Source organism: Micromonospora sp. NPDC127501 (assembly GCF_040302185.1).
In the GTDB taxonomy this organism is placed as follows: Bacteria; Actinomycetota; Actinomycetes; order Mycobacteriales; family Micromonosporaceae; genus Micromonospora.
The window spans coordinates 151,714-168,767 of the sequence record NZ_JBEORJ010000003.1; the positions used below are offsets into that span (position 1 = coordinate 151,714).

Consider the following 17,054-nt stretch of genomic DNA (forward strand, 5'->3'; position numbering starts at 1 on the left):
TCACCGCCGGGAGCCGCCGAGCAGGCCTAGCCGGAGGGCCCGGAACAGGGTGCCGGGGCGGCTCAAGGCGGCCGGGTGGTCGAGCATGGTGGTGACCCGGCCCAGCCGGGCGTTGAGCACCGGGTCGGTCAGCGACGCCCGGAAGAGCAGGTCTCCGAACCACTTGGTGACCTTGTAGCCGGGCGGGTACGGCCCGTCGACGTGCGGCAGCTCGATGTCGGCGGTGGTGGAGATCTGCCAGGCGGCGTCGACCACCACACGGACCTGGTCGAAGTACGCGTGCGCGGGCTCGTCGTGTGGCTTCGGACCGGAGCGCAGGTACTTCGACAGGCAGGAGGCGTGCAGTGTCGCGGAGGTCATGCCCTGGCCGTACACCGGGTTGAAGGACGCGACCGCGTCGCCGGCGGCGACCAACCCGGCGGGCAGACGGTCGAGCTTGTGGAAGTCGCGCCGTCGGCTGTCCGCCTGGTGGTACGTGACCACCCCGCCGAGCATCTCCCCGTGTTCGGCGATGTCACCGAACATCTGCGGGTAGTGCTCCCGGCACCGGGCGGTGAAGTCGGCGACGTCGCGGCTGGGCCGGTCCCCGTCGTAGCCGGCCACCAGCATGATCCAGCGGTCCCCCTCGACCGAGTTGATCCCACCGATCCGGGCGGTACGCCCCTTGCCCGCCATGGTGTGGAAGACCGCCACCCAGGCGTCGCTGACCGACTCGTCGCGCTTGAAGAGCGCCGTGGCGTAGTTCAGCTTGATCGGCATGCGGTGCAGCGGCGGGCGCGGCCACCCGTGCTCGGCCAGCCAGTCGCTCAACCGGCTGGACCGCCCCATCGCGTCGACCACCAGGTCCGCCGCTTCGACGATGGGCTCGGTGCCGCCCTCGGGCACGTACCGGGCGCCGTTGACCCGCCGCTCGTCGAAGAGCAGACCCTCCGCCCGGCCGTAGACCATGCGGATGTTGTCGATGGCGAGGGTGCGTCGTCGGACCAGCGCCTCCAGGAACGGACGCGTGGTGATCAGCGCCGGCCCGGTGCCGGTCGCCGCGGGCGGCAGACCCAACATGCCGTTCACGAAGACCTTCGCCGTCCCCGGGTCGCGCGGTGGCGGCGGGGCGCCGAGCGCGAGCGCCTCGTCGGCGATGCCGGGAAACCAACGCTCCAACTGGACCTGACCGGCGGGCAGCAGCGCGTGCACCTGACTGCCCTGGGGCACACCCGGCCGTGGACCGGCGTCGACATCGGACGGATCCCGTTCGATGATCAGCACTTCCTCGGCGTGGTCGCTCAACACCCGGGCCGCCAGCAACCCGGCAATGCTGCCACCGAGCACCACCGCCCGCCGCATGACCACTCTGGTCTCGGCGGGTGGTTCGGCCGTCGCTATCTCGGCGAAGAGCCGGGACGGAGAGGGGGGCATGCGATCACTCCTCGAACGGTCGGGATACCTCGGCATCCACGACCGTAACCACCTCAGCCCCTGCCGTCAGCGCTGAGTTGGCCCGCCACTTCGAGTTGGCGTCCCGGATGCGGTGGTCAGACAGGCGGCGATCCCCGCCGGCCAGGACCGCGCCGGGTCCGGAGACCAGCTATGAATGTCTGATGAGTGCCAATGTCGGTGCAACCCGGCCTCCGCGTGCCCCGGCCCTTCCGGATCCCGGGGCGGGCAGCCGGACCAGGCCGGTCGCCTGGTGGGGCTTGCTGAGCCTGGTGGTGGTCCTGGCCGCCTGCACGCCGGCGGGTGACCCGCGTCAGCACGCCACCCCGCCGGCCGACGTGGCGGCGCCGTCGACGAACGCCAGTGGTGGTGGGCCGCCCTGCACGACATCGGTCGACACGCTTTCAGCACCGCCGGCGGGCTACCGGTTGGTGGGCGAAGACGTGGCGGTGCCCGACACCCCCGTGATGTCGGCGGAAGATTCCACGGAGGCCGATCCGGCGGCACGGCTGTTCGCCAAGTGGGGCCTCGTCGTCCGCGCCGGCACGGTCGTCGACCTGCGGGTGGCACCGGGCTGGCAGGACAGGGCCCGGCTCGGCTGGGGCGGCACCGGCACGCCAGCGGCGACCGTCACCGTGCACGCCTGCGCGCCGGAGGGTGGGCAGGCTCAGTGGATGGCCTTCGTCGGTGGCACCTGGGTCGCGCGGGCCGCCTGCGTACCGCTCATCGTGACGTCGAACGGCCACAACGACCGCGTCAACCTCGGCATCGGCGTCCCCTGCGACAAACCCACCACCCCCACCCCCAGCCCTCGTTGATCAAGAGGTTTGCGTCATCCATCCCGGGTGTCGTGACGCAAACCTTTTGATCAACGGGAGGGGCGTCGCGGCGGCACTGCGCCGCCGCGACCCCGGGTCCACGCCGTGACTCAGGCCGGGATTGCAGCCGGCGCGGCCTCCTTCTCGTCGGGGCGGGACGCCGCCTCCTCGTCGGGGCGGGACGCCGCCTCGTCGTCGTGCTCGTCGAGCATGGTGGCCTCGTCGAACGGGTCGTTGCCGCTCAGCACACCGGCCGCCCGTTCCCTGTCGAACTCGCCGGTCCAGGTTCCCACCAGTACGGTCGCCACCGCGTTGCCGGCGAAGTTGGTCAGAGCCCGAGCCTCCGACATGAACCGGTCGATGCCGACGATCAGCCCGACCCCGTCGACGAGGTCCGGCCGATGCGACTGGAGGCCGCCGGCCAGCGTGGCCAGCCCCGCGCCGGTGACCCCGGCAGCACCCTTCGACGCGATGATCATGAACAGCAGCAGCGAGATCTGCTCGCCGACGGCCAGCGGCTTACCCAGCGCGTCGGCGATGAACAGCGACGCCATGGTCAGGTAGATCGCCGTACCGTCCAGGTTGAACGAGTAGCCGGTCGGCACCGTGATGCCGACGACCGGCTTGCTCACACCGAAATGCTCCATCTTGGCGATCAGCCGCGGCAGCGCCGACTCCGACGACGAGGTCGACAGGATCAGCAGGAACTCCCGGCCCAGGTAACGCAGCAGCGAGAAGATCGAGATCCGGGCCACGAACCACAGCAGCGCGCCCAGGAACACCAGCACGAAGATCAGACAGGTGGCGTAGAAGCCCACCATGATCTGGGCGAGGCTCTTGAGGGCGTCCACGCCGGTCGCGCCGACCACGGCGGCCATCGCGCCGAACGCCCCGATCGGTGCCAGCCACATGATCATGGCGAGGATCTTGAAGACGACCCTCTGGATGACGGTGATGGCGCTGAGCACCGGCTCACCGCGCTGGCCCATGGCCTGGACGGCGAAGCCGACCAGCAGGGCGACCAGCAGCGTCTGGAGCACCTCGCCCTCGGTGAGCGAGGAGATCAGCGTCGTCGGGATGATCCCGAGCAGGAAGTCAGCCGTACCGGCGGCCTCGTCACCGGCGGCGGCCTTGCCGGAGCCGACGAGGTCCGGGCCGAGGTTCAGGCCCGAGCCGGGGTGGATGAGGTTGCCGACGACCAGGCCGATGGCGAGCGCGACGGTCGACATGGTCAGGAAGTAGCCGAGGGCCAGGCCGCCGACCTTGCCGACCTTCGCGGCCTGCCGAACGGAGCCGACGCCGAGCACGATGGTGCAGAAGATGACCGGGCTGATCATCATCTTGATCAGGTTGACGAAGCCGGTGCCGATCGGCTTGAGTTCCTTGCCGAAATCGGGGGCGACCAGGCCGACCACGATGCCGGCGACCACGGCCACGATGACGGCCAGATACAGGTAACGGGTACGGTCCCGGCGGACCGCCGGTGCCGGGGTGGTGGCGGATGCGGTGGTGTCCATGTCGACAATGTGAAGCGCGTCTCACCCGTTGACAGCCTTGCGGTCATTCTGTTCACCGCGATGGCGGAAACGGTGGCGCGACGAGGGAGGTGGTGGAGGTGGCCCGACGCCAGTGGAGCATCGCGGGGCAACTCTTCGCCCTCCAGGCGATGGTGGTGACGCTGCTCGTGCTGGCCGGCGCGGCGGGCGCCGTCTGGCTGGCCCGCAGCGACTCCCGCCAGGCCGCGCAGGAGGAGGTGCTCGCGGTGGCGCAGACCGTGGCCGGCTCCCCCGACGTCCGGGCGGCCCTCACGACCGCCGACCCCGCGAGGATCCTCCAGCCGTACGCCGAGTCGACCCGGAAGGCCACGGGCACCGACTTCGTGGTGGTGATGGCCCCCGACCGCACCCGTTTCTCGCACCCGACCCAGGACCGGATCGGCGAGCCGTTCGTCGGTGAGATCGGGCCCGCTCTGGCGGGCCGCGCGTTCACCACCACCAACGTCGGAACGCTCGGCGAGTCGGTGCGCGCGGTCGTCCCGGTGTACGACGAGCAGCGACGCCTCGTCGGTCTGGTGTCGGTGGGCATCACCACCCGCGAGATCGACAAGAAGTTGCTCGGCCAGTTGCCGGTGCTGTTCGGTGTGGTCGCGCCGGCTCTGGCGCTCGCCGCGACGGGTTCCTGGCTGCTCAGCCGCCGGCTCCGTCGCCAGACGCACGGTCTGGGGCCGGCCCAGATGACCCGGATGTACGAGTACTACGACGCCGTTCTGCACTCGGTGCGCGAAGGTCTCGTCGTGCTGACCACCGATCGTCGGGTGGCGCTGGTGAACGACGAGGGCCGCCGGCTGTTGGGGCTCGACGCGGACGCGCTGGTGATCGACCAGCCGGTGGCCGGGATCGACCTGCCACCCGCGGCGTCCGAGCTGCTCGACTCCGGGCGCGACGCCCGCGACGAGCCGATCCTCGCCGGAGACCGGGTACTCGTCGCCAACCAACGGACCACCCGCTTCGAGGGCGCGGTGCTCGGCACCGTGCTGACCCTGCGCGACCAGACCGAGCTGCGCACCCTCGCCAGCGAGCTGGATTCGGTGCGCGCGCTGACCGAGGCGTTGCAGGCGCAGACCCACGAGTCGGCCAACCGGCTGCACACCGTACTGACCCTGGTGGAGCTGGGCCGCGCCGACGAGGCAGTCCGGCTCGGCACCCGGGACCTGGCCCTCGCCCAACAGCTGACCGACCGGGTGGTCGGCGCGGTGACCGAGCCGGCGTTGGCCGCGCTGCTGCTCGGCAAGTCCGCACAGGCCGGCGAGCGCGGGGTGGATCTGGTCATCGAGCCGGACTGCCGCCTCGACGACAGTCCGCTGCCGACCGGTGACCTGCTCACCGTCGTCGGCAACCTGGTCGACAACGCCCTGGAGGCGGTGGCCGGCACGCCGGCGCCGCGCCGGGTGCGGGTCTTCGTCGGCGCGACCGACGACGAGCTGGTGGTCCGGGTAGCCGACAGCGGCCCCGGTCTGGCCCCGGAGCGGGTCGCCGACGCGTTCCGGCGCGGCTGGTCCACCAAGAGCACCGGCCGAGGTCTCGGCCTGGCGCTGGTCGGGCAGGTGGTACGCCGCCACGGCGGCAGCGCCGAGGTCTGCCGCTCGGACGACGGCGGCAGCCTGTTCACCGTCCGGCTGCCGAGCAGGATCGAGCGGTCGTGACCGCCATCCGGGTGCTGGTCGTCGAGGACGAGCCGCTGCTGGCCGAGGCGCACAGCGCGTACACCGAACGGGTTCCCGGTTTCGTGGTGGTCGGGGTGGCGCACACCGCGCGGGCGGCGATGGCGGCCCTGCGCGCCAACGACGGCGGCGACGTGGACCTCGTACTCCTTGATTTTCGGCTGCCCGACCTGCACGGCCTGGACGTCTGCCGGGCGCTGCGCGCGGCCGGCAGCAGCGTCGACGTGCTCGCGGTGACGTCCGCGCGGGACCTGGCGGTGGTGCGCACCGCGGTGTCCCTCGGGGTGACCCACTACCTGCTAAAGCCGTTCACGTTCGCCGCGTTCCGCGACAAGCTGGAGCGGTACGCCGACTACCGCGCCCAGGCGCTCGCCGACGGCGAGGTCGCCGCCCAGCACGAGGTGGACCAGATGTTCGCCACCCTGCGCGGCACCGCCGGGCACAGCCTGCCCAAGGGACTCGACGCGCAGACCCTCGATCGGGTACGCGCCGCGCTCACCGACGGCACCCGCGCGGCGGTCGGGCTGTCCGCGACCGAGGTGAGCGCGGCGACCGGCATCTCCCGGGTGACCGCCCGCCGCTACCTGGAGTACCTGGTGACTGTCGACCGGGCCGCCCGCACCCCCCGCTACGGCACCCCCGGCCGCCCCGAAGTCGAATACCGCCCCCGCTGACGCCTCGCCGATCTTGCATTTTCTGCTGGGACCATTGCCCGCAGAAGCGACATTTCTACAACCGCAAGTGCAAGATCGGCGGGGGTGGGCCGAAGTCGGTGGCGGGGTGGAGATCCGTTGTTAGAATCGGCGGGTTGGGTTAGCGGTACGACCAGGGAGACCAGACATGGCGGGTGACGACGACATCTCCGGGTGAGACCGGATGTGTTCGGCCATCGGTTCGGCGCGCGTAGGCGCAGCCGCCGAGGCCATGTCGTCGTTCCACCGGTTCCCGTTGTCGTCGGGCAGCTGAGGCGCGCCCACCCCACCCTTTGAGGTCACTCGCATGTCTGATGCGTTCATTGTCTGCTCGAACCTGTCCTTCTCCTGGCCGGACGACACCCCGGTCTTCTCGGAGCTGTCCTTCACCGTCCCGGGCGGTCGCACCGGCCTGGTCGCGCCCAACGGCGCCGGCAAGAGCACCCTGCTGCGGCTGATCGCCGGGGAGCTGCGGCCCAGCGGCGGCAGCGTCACCGTCGACGGTGTTCTCGGCTACCTCCCGCAGACCCTGCCGCTGGCCGGCGACCTGAGCGTGGCGCAGGTGCTGGGCGTGGCCGAGCGGATCGCGGCGCTGCACGCCATCGAGGCCGGCGACGCCAGCGAGGAGCACTTCGCCACCATCGGCGACGACTGGGACATCGAGGAGCGCACCCGCTCGGAGCTGGACCGGCTCGGCCTGGGTGAGCTGTCGCTCGACCGGCGACTGCACACCCTCAGCGGCGGCCAGGTGGTCTCCCTCGGTCTGGCGGCGCAACTGCTCCGCCGCCCGGACGTACTGCTGCTCGACGAGCCGACCAACAACCTGGACCTCGATGCCCGGCACAAGCTCTACGACGTCCTCACCGAGTGGTCCGGCTGCCTGCTGCTGGTCAGCCACGACCGGGAACTGCTGGACCGGATGGACCGCATCGCCGAGCTGGACCAGGGCGAGATCCGCTGGTACGGGGGCAACTTCACCGCGTACACCGAGGCGGTGCGGGCGGCACGGGAGGTGGCCGAGAGCAACCTGCGCAACGCCGAGCAGGAGGTCAAGCGGGAGAAGCGGGAGATGCAGCAGGCCCGGGAGCGGGCCGACCGGCGGGCCAGCAACGCCTCGAAGAACCTGAAGAACGCCGGCCTGGCCCGGATCGTCGCCGGTGGGCTCAAGCGCAGCGCGCAGGAGTCGGCGGGCAAGGCACAGGAGACGCACTCGTCCCGTCTCGGTCAGGCCAAGGCCCGACTCGACGAGGCCGGCCGGGCGGTACGCGACGAGGACCGCATCGTCGTGGACCTGCCCGACACCACCGTCCCGGGCGGCCGCACGGTCTTCTCCGGCCACGGGATGCGGGCCCACTTCGACGGCCGGGAGCTGTTCGGCGGCGACGGCGCCGACCTGGTGATCCGGGGACCGGAACGGATCGCTCTGACCGGGGCGAACGGCGTCGGCAAGTCGACACTGCTGCGCCTGGTCAACGGTGACCTCGAACCGTCCGGCGGTGAGCTGAAGCGCGGCGAGGGGAGGATCGCGTACCTGTCGCAGCGGCTGGACCTGCTGGACCTCGACCGTACGGTGGCGGAGAACTTCGCCGCGTACGCGCCGAGCCTGCCGGACGCCAGGCGGATGAACCTGCTCGCCCGGTTCCTGTTCCGGGGTGCCCGGGTGAACCTGCCGGTCGGGGTGCTCTCCGGCGGTGAACGGCTGCGCGCCACCCTCGCCTGTGTGCTCTGCGCCGAGCCGGCGCCGCAACTGCTGCTGCTCGACGAGCCGACCAACAACCTGGACCTGGTCAGCGTGGGCCAGTTGGAGAGCGCCTTGTCCGCGTACCAGGGGGCGTTCGTGGTGGTCAGCCACGACGAACGGTTCCTCGCCGAGATCGGCGTGCAGCGCTGGTTGCGGTTGGCCGACGGCCGGCTGCGCGAGATCAGCGCCCCCGAGCGGGTCTGAGCCCGGCGGTCCGGCCGGCGCACGCCGGCCGGACCGAGGCCGGGTCAGCTCACGTTGGCCGGGCCGAGGACGCTCTTCAGGTCACCCATCAGCGCGGTCGTCGCCGCCACCCGGAACGGGCCCAGTCGCAGGGTGGTGGTGCGCCCGCCGTTCTGGAGTTTGACGTGCACCTCGGTGTCGCCCGGGTGCAGCACCAGGGTCTCCTTGAGTTTCTCCACCAGCGGTGGCGTGCAGCGGTGCACAGGGATGGTGAGGGTGACCGGCTTGTTGGTGGCGCTGGTGCTGACGTCCGGCATGGACATGTCCATCGCCATGATCCGTGGGGTGTCGTCGCGGCGGTCCACCCGACCCTTGACCACCACGATGGCGTCCTCGGCGATGTACTGCCCGATCACCTCGTAGGTGTTGGGGAAGAACAGCGTCTCCACCCCACCGGCCAGGTCCTCCAGGGTGGCCGACGCCCAGGCCCGGCCCTGCTTGGTGACCCGGCGCTGCACCCCGGAGAGGATGCCGGCGAGGGTGACGACCGCCCCGTCGGGCACCCCGCCCTCCTCGGCCAGGGAGGCGATGGTGGTGTCGGCTGCCGCGTTGAGGATGTGCTCCAGGCCGAACAGCGGGTGGTCGGAGACGTACAGGCCGAGCATCTCCCGCTCGAAGGCCAGCTTGTCGCGCTTGTCCCACTCGCTGTCGCCGATGGTCGGCATCACAGTGGTGCTGCCGGTGTCCGCGTCACCGAAGCCGGCGCCGAACAGGTCGTACTGGCCGACGGCCTCCTTGCGCTTGACGTCGGCGTACGCGTCGATCGCGTCGGCGTGCACCGCGAGCAGGCCCTTGCGGGGGTGGTCGAGGGAGTCGAAAGCACCCGCCTTGATCAGCGATTCGATGGTCTTCTTGTTGCAGACCACCGCGTCCACCTTGGACAGGAAGTCGTAGAAGTCGGCGTACTCGCCCTTCTCCTCCCGGCAGCGCATGATCGAGGCGACCACGTTCGCGCCGACGTTGCGGACGGCGGCGAGGCCGAAGCGGATGTCCTTGCCGACCGGGGTGAACGGCCCGGCCGAGGTGTTCACGTCCGGCGGCAGCACCTGGATGCGCATCCGGCGACACTCGGCCAGGTAGAGCGCCATCTTGTCCTTGTCGTCGCCGACGCTGGTCAGCAGCCCGGCCATGTACTCGGCCGGGTAGTGCGCCTTCAGGTACGCGGTCCAGTAGGAGACCAGGCCGTACGCGGCGGAGTGCGCCTTGTTGAAGGCGTACCCGGCGAACGGCACCAGGACGTCCCACACCGCCTGGATCGCCTCGTCGGAGTAGCCGCGCTCGCGGCAGCCGTCCCGGAACGGGATGAACTCCTTGTCGAGGATCTCCTTCTTCTTCTTACCCATGGCCCGGCGCAGCAGGTCCGCCTGGCCGAGGGTGTAGCCGGCGAGGATCTGCGCGGCGCGCTGCACCTGCTCCTGGTAGACGATCAGGCCGTGGGTGGGCGCCAGGATCTCCCGCAGCGGCTCCTCCAGCTCCGGGTGGATCGGCGTGATCTCCTGGAGGCCGTTCTTGCGCAGCGCGTAGTTGGTGTGCGAGTCGACGCCCATCGGGCCGGGTCGGTACAGGGCAAGGACGGCGGAGATGTCCTCGAAGTTGTCCGGCTTCATCAACCGCAGCAGCGACCGCATCGGCCCACCGTCGAGCTGGAACACGCCCAGGGTGTCACCGCGGGCCAGCAGCTCGTACGCGGCCTTGTCGTCCAGCGGCAGGCCCAGCAGGTCGAGCTTGAGGCCGTGGTTCAGCTCGATGTTCTTGACCGCGTCGTCGATGATCGTCAGGTTGCGCAGGCCGAGGAAGTCCATCTTCAGCAGCCCGAGCGACTCGCAGGTCGGGTAGTCGAACTGCGTGATGATCGCCCCGTCGGCGTCGCGGCGCATCAACGGGATGTGCTCGATGATCGGCTCGGCGGACATGATGACGCCGGCGGCGTGCACACCGGTCTGCCGGATCAGCCCCTCGATGCCCTTGGCCGTGTCGATCACCTTGCGGACGTCCGGGTCGGAGTCGTACAGGCCGCGGATCTCGCCCGCCTCGGCGTAGCGGGGGTGCTTGTTGTCGAAGATGCCGGTGAGCGGGATGTCCTTGCCCATCACCGCCGGCGGCATGGCCTTGGTGATCCGGTCGCCGACCGCGTACGGGAAGCCCAGGACCCGAGCCGAGTCCTTGATCGCGGCCTTCGCCTTGATCGTACCGAAGGTGGCGATCTGGGCGACCTTGTCGTCGCCCCACTTGTCGGTGACGTACTTGATCACCTCGCCGCGCCGACGCTCGTCGAAGTCGATGTCGACATCCGGCATCGAGACCCGCTCGGGGTTGAGGAACCGCTCGAAGATCAGGCCGTGCTGGATCGGGTCCAGGTCGGTGATGCCCAGCGCGTACGCGACGAGCGACCCGGCGGCCGAACCACGGCCCGGGCCCACCGCGATGCCCTGGTTCTTCGCCCACTGGATGAAGTCGGCGACCACGAGGAAGTAGGACGGGAAGCCCATCTGGTTGATGACGCCCAGCTCGTACTCGGCCTGGACGACGTGCCCCTCGGGGATGCCGTTCGGGTAGCGGCGGGCCAGGCCGGCGAAGGTCTCCTTGCGGAACCAGGACTCCTCGGTCTCCCCCTCGGGCACCGGGAAGCGCGGCATCAGGTTGTGGAACTCGAACATGCCCTTCGGGTCGACCTTCTCGGCCACCAGCAGGGTGTTGCGGCAGCCCTGCTGCCACAGCTCGGACGAGTCCACCGCGCGCATCTGGTCGGCACTCTTGATGAAGTAGCCGCCGCCCTCGAACCGGAACCGGTTGGGGTCGTCGATGTTGCTGCCGGTCTGCACGCAGAGCAGCACGTCGTGGGCGGTGGCCTGCGCCTCGTGGGTGTAGTGCGAGTCGTTCGTGACCACCGGGGGGATGTCCAGCTTGCGGGCGATCTCGGTGAGCCCCTCACGGACCCGGCTCTCGATGGAGAGGCCGTGATCCATGATCTCCAGGAAGTAGTTGTCCTTGCCGAAGATGTCCTGGTAGCTGGCGGCGACCTTGAGGGCCTCGTCGAACTGGCCCAGCCGCAGCCGGGTCTGCACGGCGCCGGACGGGCAGCCGGTGGTGGCCATGATTCCCTCGGCGTGCTCGGCGATCAGCTCCATGTCCATCCGGGGCCACTTGACGTAGTGCCCCTCCATGGAGGCGCGCGAGTTGAGGGTGAACAGGTTCTTGAGGCCCTGCGCGTTCTTCGCCCACATGGTCTTGTGGGTGATCGCGCCGTTACCGGAGATGTCGTCGCTCTTCTGCTCCGGGCGACCCCACTTGACCCGCGCCTTGTGATAGCGCGACTCCGGCGCCACGTACGCCTCGACGCCGAGGATCGGGGTGATCCCGGCGGCCATCGCCTGGTTGTAGAAGTCGTTCGCGCCGTGCATGTTGCCGTGGTCGGTGATCGCCACAGCGGGCATGCCCAGCCGCTTGGCCTCGGCGAACAGGTCCTTCAGTCGGGCCGCTCCGTCGAGCATCGAGTACTCGGTGTGCACGTGCAGATGCGCGAACGAATCAGCCATGCGTGGCGCCCCCCGGCGGTGTGGATCTTGTTGGTCGGAGCCGACCGGGACCTACCCTACCGAGGTGATCTCGGCGGCTCCACCGTCCGCGCCGAGGGTGGCCCTCGTCTCCTGATCCTCCCCGTGTGCGCCTAGTCTCGGAGGATGGCGAGGTACTACGACGTACACCCGGAGAACCCACAGCCCCGGGTCATCGGGCAGGTCGCCGACCTGATCCGCGGCGGTGGGCTGGTCGCCTACCCGACGGACTCCTGCTACGCGCTCGGCACCCGACTGGGCAACCAGGACGGGCTGGACCGGATCCGGCAGATCCGACACCTCGATGATCGGCACCACTTCACGCTGGTCTGCCACGACTTCGCCCAGCTCGGCCAGTTCGTGCAGATCAGCAACTCGGTCTTTCGGCTGGTGAAGGCGTCCACCCCGGGCAGCTACACGTTCATCCTGCCGGCCACCCGAGAGGTGCCCCGCCGGATGCTGCACCCGAAGAAGCGGACCGTCGGCGTGCGGGTGCCCCGGCACACCGTCACCCAGGCGTTGCTGGCCGAGCTGGCCGAACCGCTGGTCTCCAGCACGCTGGTCCTGCCCGGCGACGAGGAGCCGATGACCCAGGGCTGGGAGATCAAGGAACGGCTCGACCACCAGCTCGACGCGGTGCTCGACGCCGGCGACTGCGGTAAGGATCCGACGACCGTGATCGACCTGTCCGGGCCCGAGCCGGAGATCCTGCGCAGGGGCGCCGGGGACGTGTCCCGCTTCGAGTAGCGTGCCGGTTTCGCGTCGGGTGCCGGACGCTACGGTGCCGCCGCGGCGGCACCGGTCGTACGCTCAGGGATCGGCACCGGCGAGCATTGGACATCCGGCATGCCCGACGCGGACGACATCGACGCCCTGGCCCGGTCCGCCGCGCACGGCGACCCGGCCGCGCTGAACGCCCTGCTGGTCGCGGTGCGCCCGGAGGTGCTGCGACTGTGCGCCCGCTTCCTGCCCAGCCGGGAGGACGCCGAAGAGGCCTGCCAGGACACCCTGCTGGCGCTCGCCAACGGCATCACCCGGTTCGAGGGGCGCTCCTCGTTCCGCACCTGGCTGCACCGGCTGACCGCGAACCGGGCCCGCTCCACGTACCGCACGCTACGCCGCCGCTGCCGGCTGGAGGCCGAGGGCGTACCGCTGCCCGACCAGGCCGACCCGCGACGGACCAGCGTGGTCGCGGGGACCCGACTCGACCTGCTCGACGCCTTCGACGCGGTCCACCCCGACCTCGCCGAGGTGATCGCCCTGCGCGACGTCCTCGGGCTGAGCTACCCGGAGATCGCCGCCCTGCTCGACGTGCCGTTGGGCACTGTGAAGTCCCGGTTGCACCTGGCCCGGCGGCAGGTCCGGCAACGGCTCGGCGCGGAATGAGCCCCGCGTCGTTGCGCCGGGTCGTCGTCGTCCTCGCGGCCACCGCGGGGGTCGCCGCCTGCGGCGGCGCCGACGCCGTCTCGCCCCTGCCCGTCCAACCGCCAGGTCCGACCCGCACGACGCCGACACCCTTCACGATCTCCACGACCTCCGCGATTCCCACGCCCACCGGGTCGCCGTCCCGACCGCCGCCGACCAGCGCGCGTCCGGCCGCGCCACCGCCCGCACCCAGCAGGACAAGGGGTACGCCCCGGACGACTCCCCCGCCGACCGACGCGACGCCGGCCTGTCAGGGTGCGGTCCGCTACGACCTGCCGCTCGCCGAGACCGAGATCGAGCTGCTGAAATCGCTCTGCTTCGCCACCGGTGCGGTGCTGCGCATCCAGGGCATCGGGCCGGGGCTGGTCACCGTGGACCGCGCGGAGCTGGTCTCCCAGCACTACGAGGCGGGCGTGGTGGACATCCGCTTCGTCCGCCCCGGCACCGTCGCCGTGACGATCCCCAAGGACGGCCGGGAGCACACCATCACCGTGGTGGTCCGCTAGTCGGTGGCTCGGCGCCGGGCCCGGAGGAACTCGGCGGCGGCGGCCCCCAGCAGCACCAGACCAGCCGCGACGCTCACCGCCAGGCCGGGCACGTGCGGTGCGACCGGGGCGAGCGCGATCGTCACGGCGACGCTGACGACGTGGGACAACGGCAGCCGGTCGTAGAGCTCGTACTCGAGCACCGCCCGACCGCACAGCACCAGCCCGGCGCCGCCCAGGATGAGCGCGGTCATCGGGGCGTCCGGCCGCTCGCCGGGATGCTCGATGATCCGCTCGACACCGGCGGCCGTGCCGACCACCCCGGCGAGCATCAGCCAGTGCGCGTACGGGTTGGTCTGCACCAGTCGGGCCGGGTGAGGCGCCGACTCGATGGCGGCGCGAAGGGCCGCGCCGGCTCCCCGGGCGTAGCTCCACCAGAGCACCACTGCCGTGAGGAACGCGGTGCCGAAGGTGGCCACCCGATCCGCTGTGAACGGTTGGTGGCCCAGGCTGAGGACGCTGACCAGGACCAGCTCACCCAGGGACAGAATGTAGATCTGCTGGTAGCGCTCGGCGAGGTGCTCGGGCACCACCCGGTAGCGCGGTAGAGGTGCCCGACCGGGGATCGGATAGCGCAGACCGTACGCGGTGTAGTCCACCGTCAGCGCGGCCAGCCACAGTCCGAGCCGCCAATCGGGATCGGCCACCAGACCGCCCACGACCCACAGGGTCCCCGTGCCGGCGTCCCAGATCAGGGCGCGGACGGGACGCTCCTGTTCCGGCCGGCCCCGCAGGTACCAGGCGAGGACCAGCCCCCGGATCAGGAAGATCACGACCCAGGTACCGCTGAAGATCAACCCGTGGTCACCGAACGCCGTGGGCAGCGTGGCGGACATCAGCATCAGGCCGAACATGGTGCCCAGGATCAGCAGGGGGACCGGATGCCTCCGGGGGCTGTAGCTGTCGGTGATCAACGTGGTGGTCGCCCATACCGCGAACAGCGTCGACAGCAGGACCAGCGCTTGGGCGATGCCCGTCCAGCTCTGGTCGGCGGCCATCTTCATCGAGGTCATCGCCAGACCGGCGACCAGGGCGAGGTCGAAGAACAGTTCCAGCAGATCGGTACGCGGCGACCCGTTCGGCGTACGGATCGGCGCCCGACGCGTGCCACCGCTCACCGGCTCGCGCTTCTGGGCCACGGTGACAGCTTCACACCCGGAGGACCGCCGACGGGCGGGTTCGGTCGCACCTACCGCAGGCGTACGCCGGCGAGCAGCGTGTCCACGAAGGCGGGTCCGCTGTCCGGGGGCGGGGCGATCTGCACGTACACCAGGGCGGGTCGGCCGGGGTGCGGGGCGGCCGACTCGATGATCTGCGGCCGGCCCCGGTCGCAGTGGTACGCCACCACCGTCCACTCGACGCCCGCCTGCCGGGTGGTCCGGGTCGGCGCGGGCGTGCAGTCGCCGTGGGTGCGCTCGGCCAGGAATCCGGCCGGCGTGGCGCGGGCCGCCGCGCTGGCGGAGAGACCCACGAACGCGCCGGGCAGGCGGGGGTCGGTGGCCCACCGACGGGGTTGCGGTGACATCACCAGCGCCGGTTCGGGTTCGCCGTCGGCACCGTACTGACCGGCCCAGGTGGCACCCGTGGCGGACCAGCCGGGCGGCAACGCCACTGTCAACGGCCCGGCCGTGTACGTGCCGCCGACCGGACGAGCCGGCCCGGCACCGCCCGGCTCGGCGCCCACCGCACCCACCGCGGCGACGGCCACCACAGCGGCCCCGGCCAGCCGCGACCGGTACGGGCGGCGCCCTCCCGACCGCTGCGACGGCTGCTGCCGTACCGCGCCGCTCGCGCGGGTCAACGCGGCGTGCAGGGTGGCGGCATCGGGGTAGCGGTCGGCCGGGCGGTGGGCGGTGGCTCGGGCGAGCACCGCCGCGACCGCCGGGGGCACGTCGTCCCGCAGTCGAAGCTCCGGTGGGTGCCGATCGCTTCTGGTCGGGTTCGCGCCGGTGGGGTCGGCTCCCAGCAGTCGGATGCCGAGCCGGCCGAGCCCGTACACGTCGGCGCGGGTGTCGACCACCGCACCCGGATCGTCCTGCTCGGGGGCCATGTAGCCCGGGGTGCCGGCCCGGGCGGTCAGCCCGGAGGCGGCGGCGAGCGCCTTGGCGAGGCCGAGGTCGGCGATCAGCACCTGTTCCCCGCCGCCGGGGCCGGCGGAGCGGAACAGGATGTTGCCCGGGGTGAGATCACGGTGCACGACGCCGTGGCGGTGCAGCACGGCGACCCCGGCGCAGATCTCGCCGAGCAGCCGCAACGCCGCCGGCGCGGGGATCTCGCCCGCGGCCAGCCGGTCCCGCAGACTGCCCCCGTCCGCCCAGGCCAGGACCGCGTACGGGCGGCCGTCGGGCAGCTCACCGACGGCGTGCACCCGGATCAGCCGCTCGTGCTCCAGCCGGCGCAGCAGCCGGGCCTCGTCGAGGAAGCGTTCCCGCACCCGTAGGTCGTGGCTCCAGTTCTCGGCCAGCACCTTGATCGCCACGTGCGCGTCGAGCGCCCGGTCGTAGCCCAGCCAGACCGTCGCGAACGAACCGACGCCGAGCAGTCGCTCGACGGCGTAGGGCCCGATCCGCAGTGGAGCCGTCACCCGTCTCACCCCCGGCCCGCACGGTCGGTCGGCGTTTCTCTGCACAGTAGACCCGGCCGGTCGGAATCCCGACGAACCGTTGGCCCTGGGGCGGTGACTAAGAGGGCAGGAGACCCATGACCGAAGGAGCCACCATGAACCGTCCCGCGATCCTCCTCACCACCGCCGCGTTGGCGCTCGGCACGCTCGCCCCGGCGACCGTCGCCGGCCCGGCGGCGGCAGCGCCCCCGGCCGGCGGCACCGCGCCGGCCTCGGCCCGCGGTCCGCTCGCCGTCGCCGCCGGGCACAGCCACCCGCAGGTGCTCAGCGTTCGTGGCGTCGGCGTGTACCGCATCGGCGCGAGCCTGGCGTCGCTCACCGCCAACGGGCACATCGACTGGACCGTGCCGACCTGCGGCGGGGTGGTGCACGCCGGTGCGACCGGTTCCTGGGCGGGCGTGATCCTGCTGGCCTTCCGCGACGGGCGGCTGGTGGAGGTCGGTACGGCCACCGTGCCGCCACGTTCCCCCGCCGGCGCCTCGGTCGGCATGTCCTTCGACGAGTTGGAGGCGATCTACGGGCGGCGGGGTTCGCTGATCCGCAACGACGCGGGGGACGCCGAGGCGTACCTGGTCCGGGTGGGATCGCGGGTGGAGTTGTTCACCGGGCACCCGATCCGGCCGGGGGTGGGCTACTTCCAGGTCGGCCCGGCCAGCTTCGTCGAGCGGAACTTCCGGCAGGGCGCGTCCTGCTGAGTTTTCCCAGGTGCGGGGCGTCCGGTGTCGACCGGACGCCCCGCACGTCGTATCGGCCCGAGACGGA

13 protein-coding genes are annotated in these 17,054 nt (G+C 71.3%); 8 read left to right on the forward strand and 5 right to left on the reverse strand.

What is annotated here, in order from left to right; translation table 11 throughout:
• Entirely contained in the window at positions 1–1,413 is a 1,413-nt protein-coding gene (locus tag ABTW72_RS08075) for an FAD-dependent oxidoreductase (protein WP_350855768.1), read from the reverse strand.
• A 278-nt stretch (positions 1,414–1,691) separates the two neighbouring features.
• Between ABTW72_RS08075 and ABTW72_RS08080 the strand changes: the two genes are divergently transcribed.
• Positions 1,692–2,249, forward strand: a complete 558-nt coding sequence (locus ABTW72_RS08080; protein ID WP_350855771.1) for a hypothetical protein — start codon at positions 1,692–1,694, stop codon at positions 2,247–2,249.
• A 110-nt stretch (positions 2,250–2,359) separates the two neighbouring features.
• Here the strand turns inward: ABTW72_RS08080 and ABTW72_RS08085 are convergent, their stop codons facing one another.
• On the reverse strand, positions 2,360–3,766 hold the full coding sequence (locus ABTW72_RS08085) for a cation:dicarboxylate symporter family transporter (protein ID WP_350855774.1): 1,407 nt from the start codon (positions 3,764–3,766) through the stop codon (positions 2,360–2,362).
• A gap of 98 nt (positions 3,767–3,864) precedes the next feature.
• On the opposite strand from ABTW72_RS08085, the gene ABTW72_RS08090 reads away from it, so the two are divergent.
• From ABTW72_RS08090 to abc-f, 3 genes are all read left to right on the forward strand, one after another.
• Entirely contained in the window at positions 3,865–5,451 is a 1,587-nt protein-coding gene (locus tag ABTW72_RS08090; protein WP_350855776.1) for an ATP-binding protein, read from the forward strand.
• The gene (locus ABTW72_RS08095; protein WP_350855778.1) at positions 5,448–6,143 is read left to right on the forward strand and encodes a response regulator; all 696 of its coding nucleotides are present in this window, start codon (positions 5,448–5,450) and stop codon (positions 6,141–6,143) included. The genes ABTW72_RS08090 and ABTW72_RS08095 overlap by 4 nt, the downstream gene beginning before the upstream one ends.
• 325 nt (positions 6,144–6,468) lie before the next feature.
• Positions 6,469–8,106 (forward strand): ribosomal protection-like ABC-F family protein, encoded by a 1,638-nt coding sequence (abc-f, locus tag ABTW72_RS08100; RefSeq protein ID WP_350855781.1) that lies wholly within the window; start codon positions 6,469–6,471, stop codon positions 8,104–8,106.
• 44 nt (positions 8,107–8,150) lie between these two features.
• Here abc-f and dnaE read toward each other — a convergent pair whose 3' ends face one another.
• Positions 8,151–11,681 (reverse strand): DNA polymerase III subunit alpha, encoded by a 3,531-nt coding sequence (dnaE, locus tag ABTW72_RS08105; protein ID WP_350855783.1) that lies wholly within the window; start codon positions 11,679–11,681, stop codon positions 8,151–8,153.
• A gap of 144 nt (positions 11,682–11,825) precedes the next feature.
• On the opposite strand from dnaE, the gene ABTW72_RS08110 reads away from it, so the two are divergent.
• The 3 genes from ABTW72_RS08110 to ABTW72_RS08120 all read left to right on the forward strand — a co-directional run bounded on the left by ABTW72_RS08110 (position 11,826) and on the right by ABTW72_RS08120 (position 13,630).
• Complete coding sequence (locus ABTW72_RS08110) at positions 11,826–12,446, forward strand: L-threonylcarbamoyladenylate synthase (protein WP_350855786.1); 621 nt, start codon at positions 11,826–11,828, stop codon at positions 12,444–12,446.
• Positions 12,447–12,545: 99 nt separating this feature from the next.
• A complete protein-coding gene (locus ABTW72_RS08115; RefSeq protein ID WP_350855789.1) occupies positions 12,546–13,085 on the forward strand; it encodes an RNA polymerase sigma factor in 540 nt (179 codons plus the stop codon).
• Positions 13,082–13,630, forward strand: coding sequence for a hypothetical protein (locus tag ABTW72_RS08120; protein WP_350855792.1), 549 nt, complete (start codon positions 13,082–13,084; stop codon positions 13,628–13,630). Before ABTW72_RS08115 ends, ABTW72_RS08120 begins: the two co-directional genes overlap by 4 nt.
• On the opposite strand, the gene ABTW72_RS08125 is transcribed toward ABTW72_RS08120, so the two are convergent.
• The gene (locus ABTW72_RS08125) at positions 13,627–14,808 is read right to left on the reverse strand and encodes a low temperature requirement protein A (RefSeq protein ID WP_350855795.1); all 1,182 of its coding nucleotides are present in this window, start codon (positions 14,806–14,808) and stop codon (positions 13,627–13,629) included. The two genes, ABTW72_RS08120 and ABTW72_RS08125, sit on opposite strands and share 4 nt — an antisense overlap.
• A 50-nt stretch (positions 14,809–14,858) precedes the next feature.
• Positions 14,859–16,253: a serine/threonine-protein kinase gene (locus ABTW72_RS08130; RefSeq protein WP_350855798.1), complete on the reverse strand. Its 1,395-nt coding sequence runs from the start codon at positions 16,251–16,253 to the stop codon at positions 14,859–14,861.
• A gap of 134 nt (positions 16,254–16,387) precedes the next feature.
• Here ABTW72_RS08130 and ABTW72_RS08135 point away from each other — a divergent pair, with 134 nt between their 5' ends.
• Entirely contained in the window at positions 16,388–16,987 is a 600-nt protein-coding gene (locus ABTW72_RS08135; RefSeq protein ID WP_350855800.1) for a hypothetical protein, read from the forward strand.
• Positions 16,988–17,054: the final 67 nt, after the last annotated feature.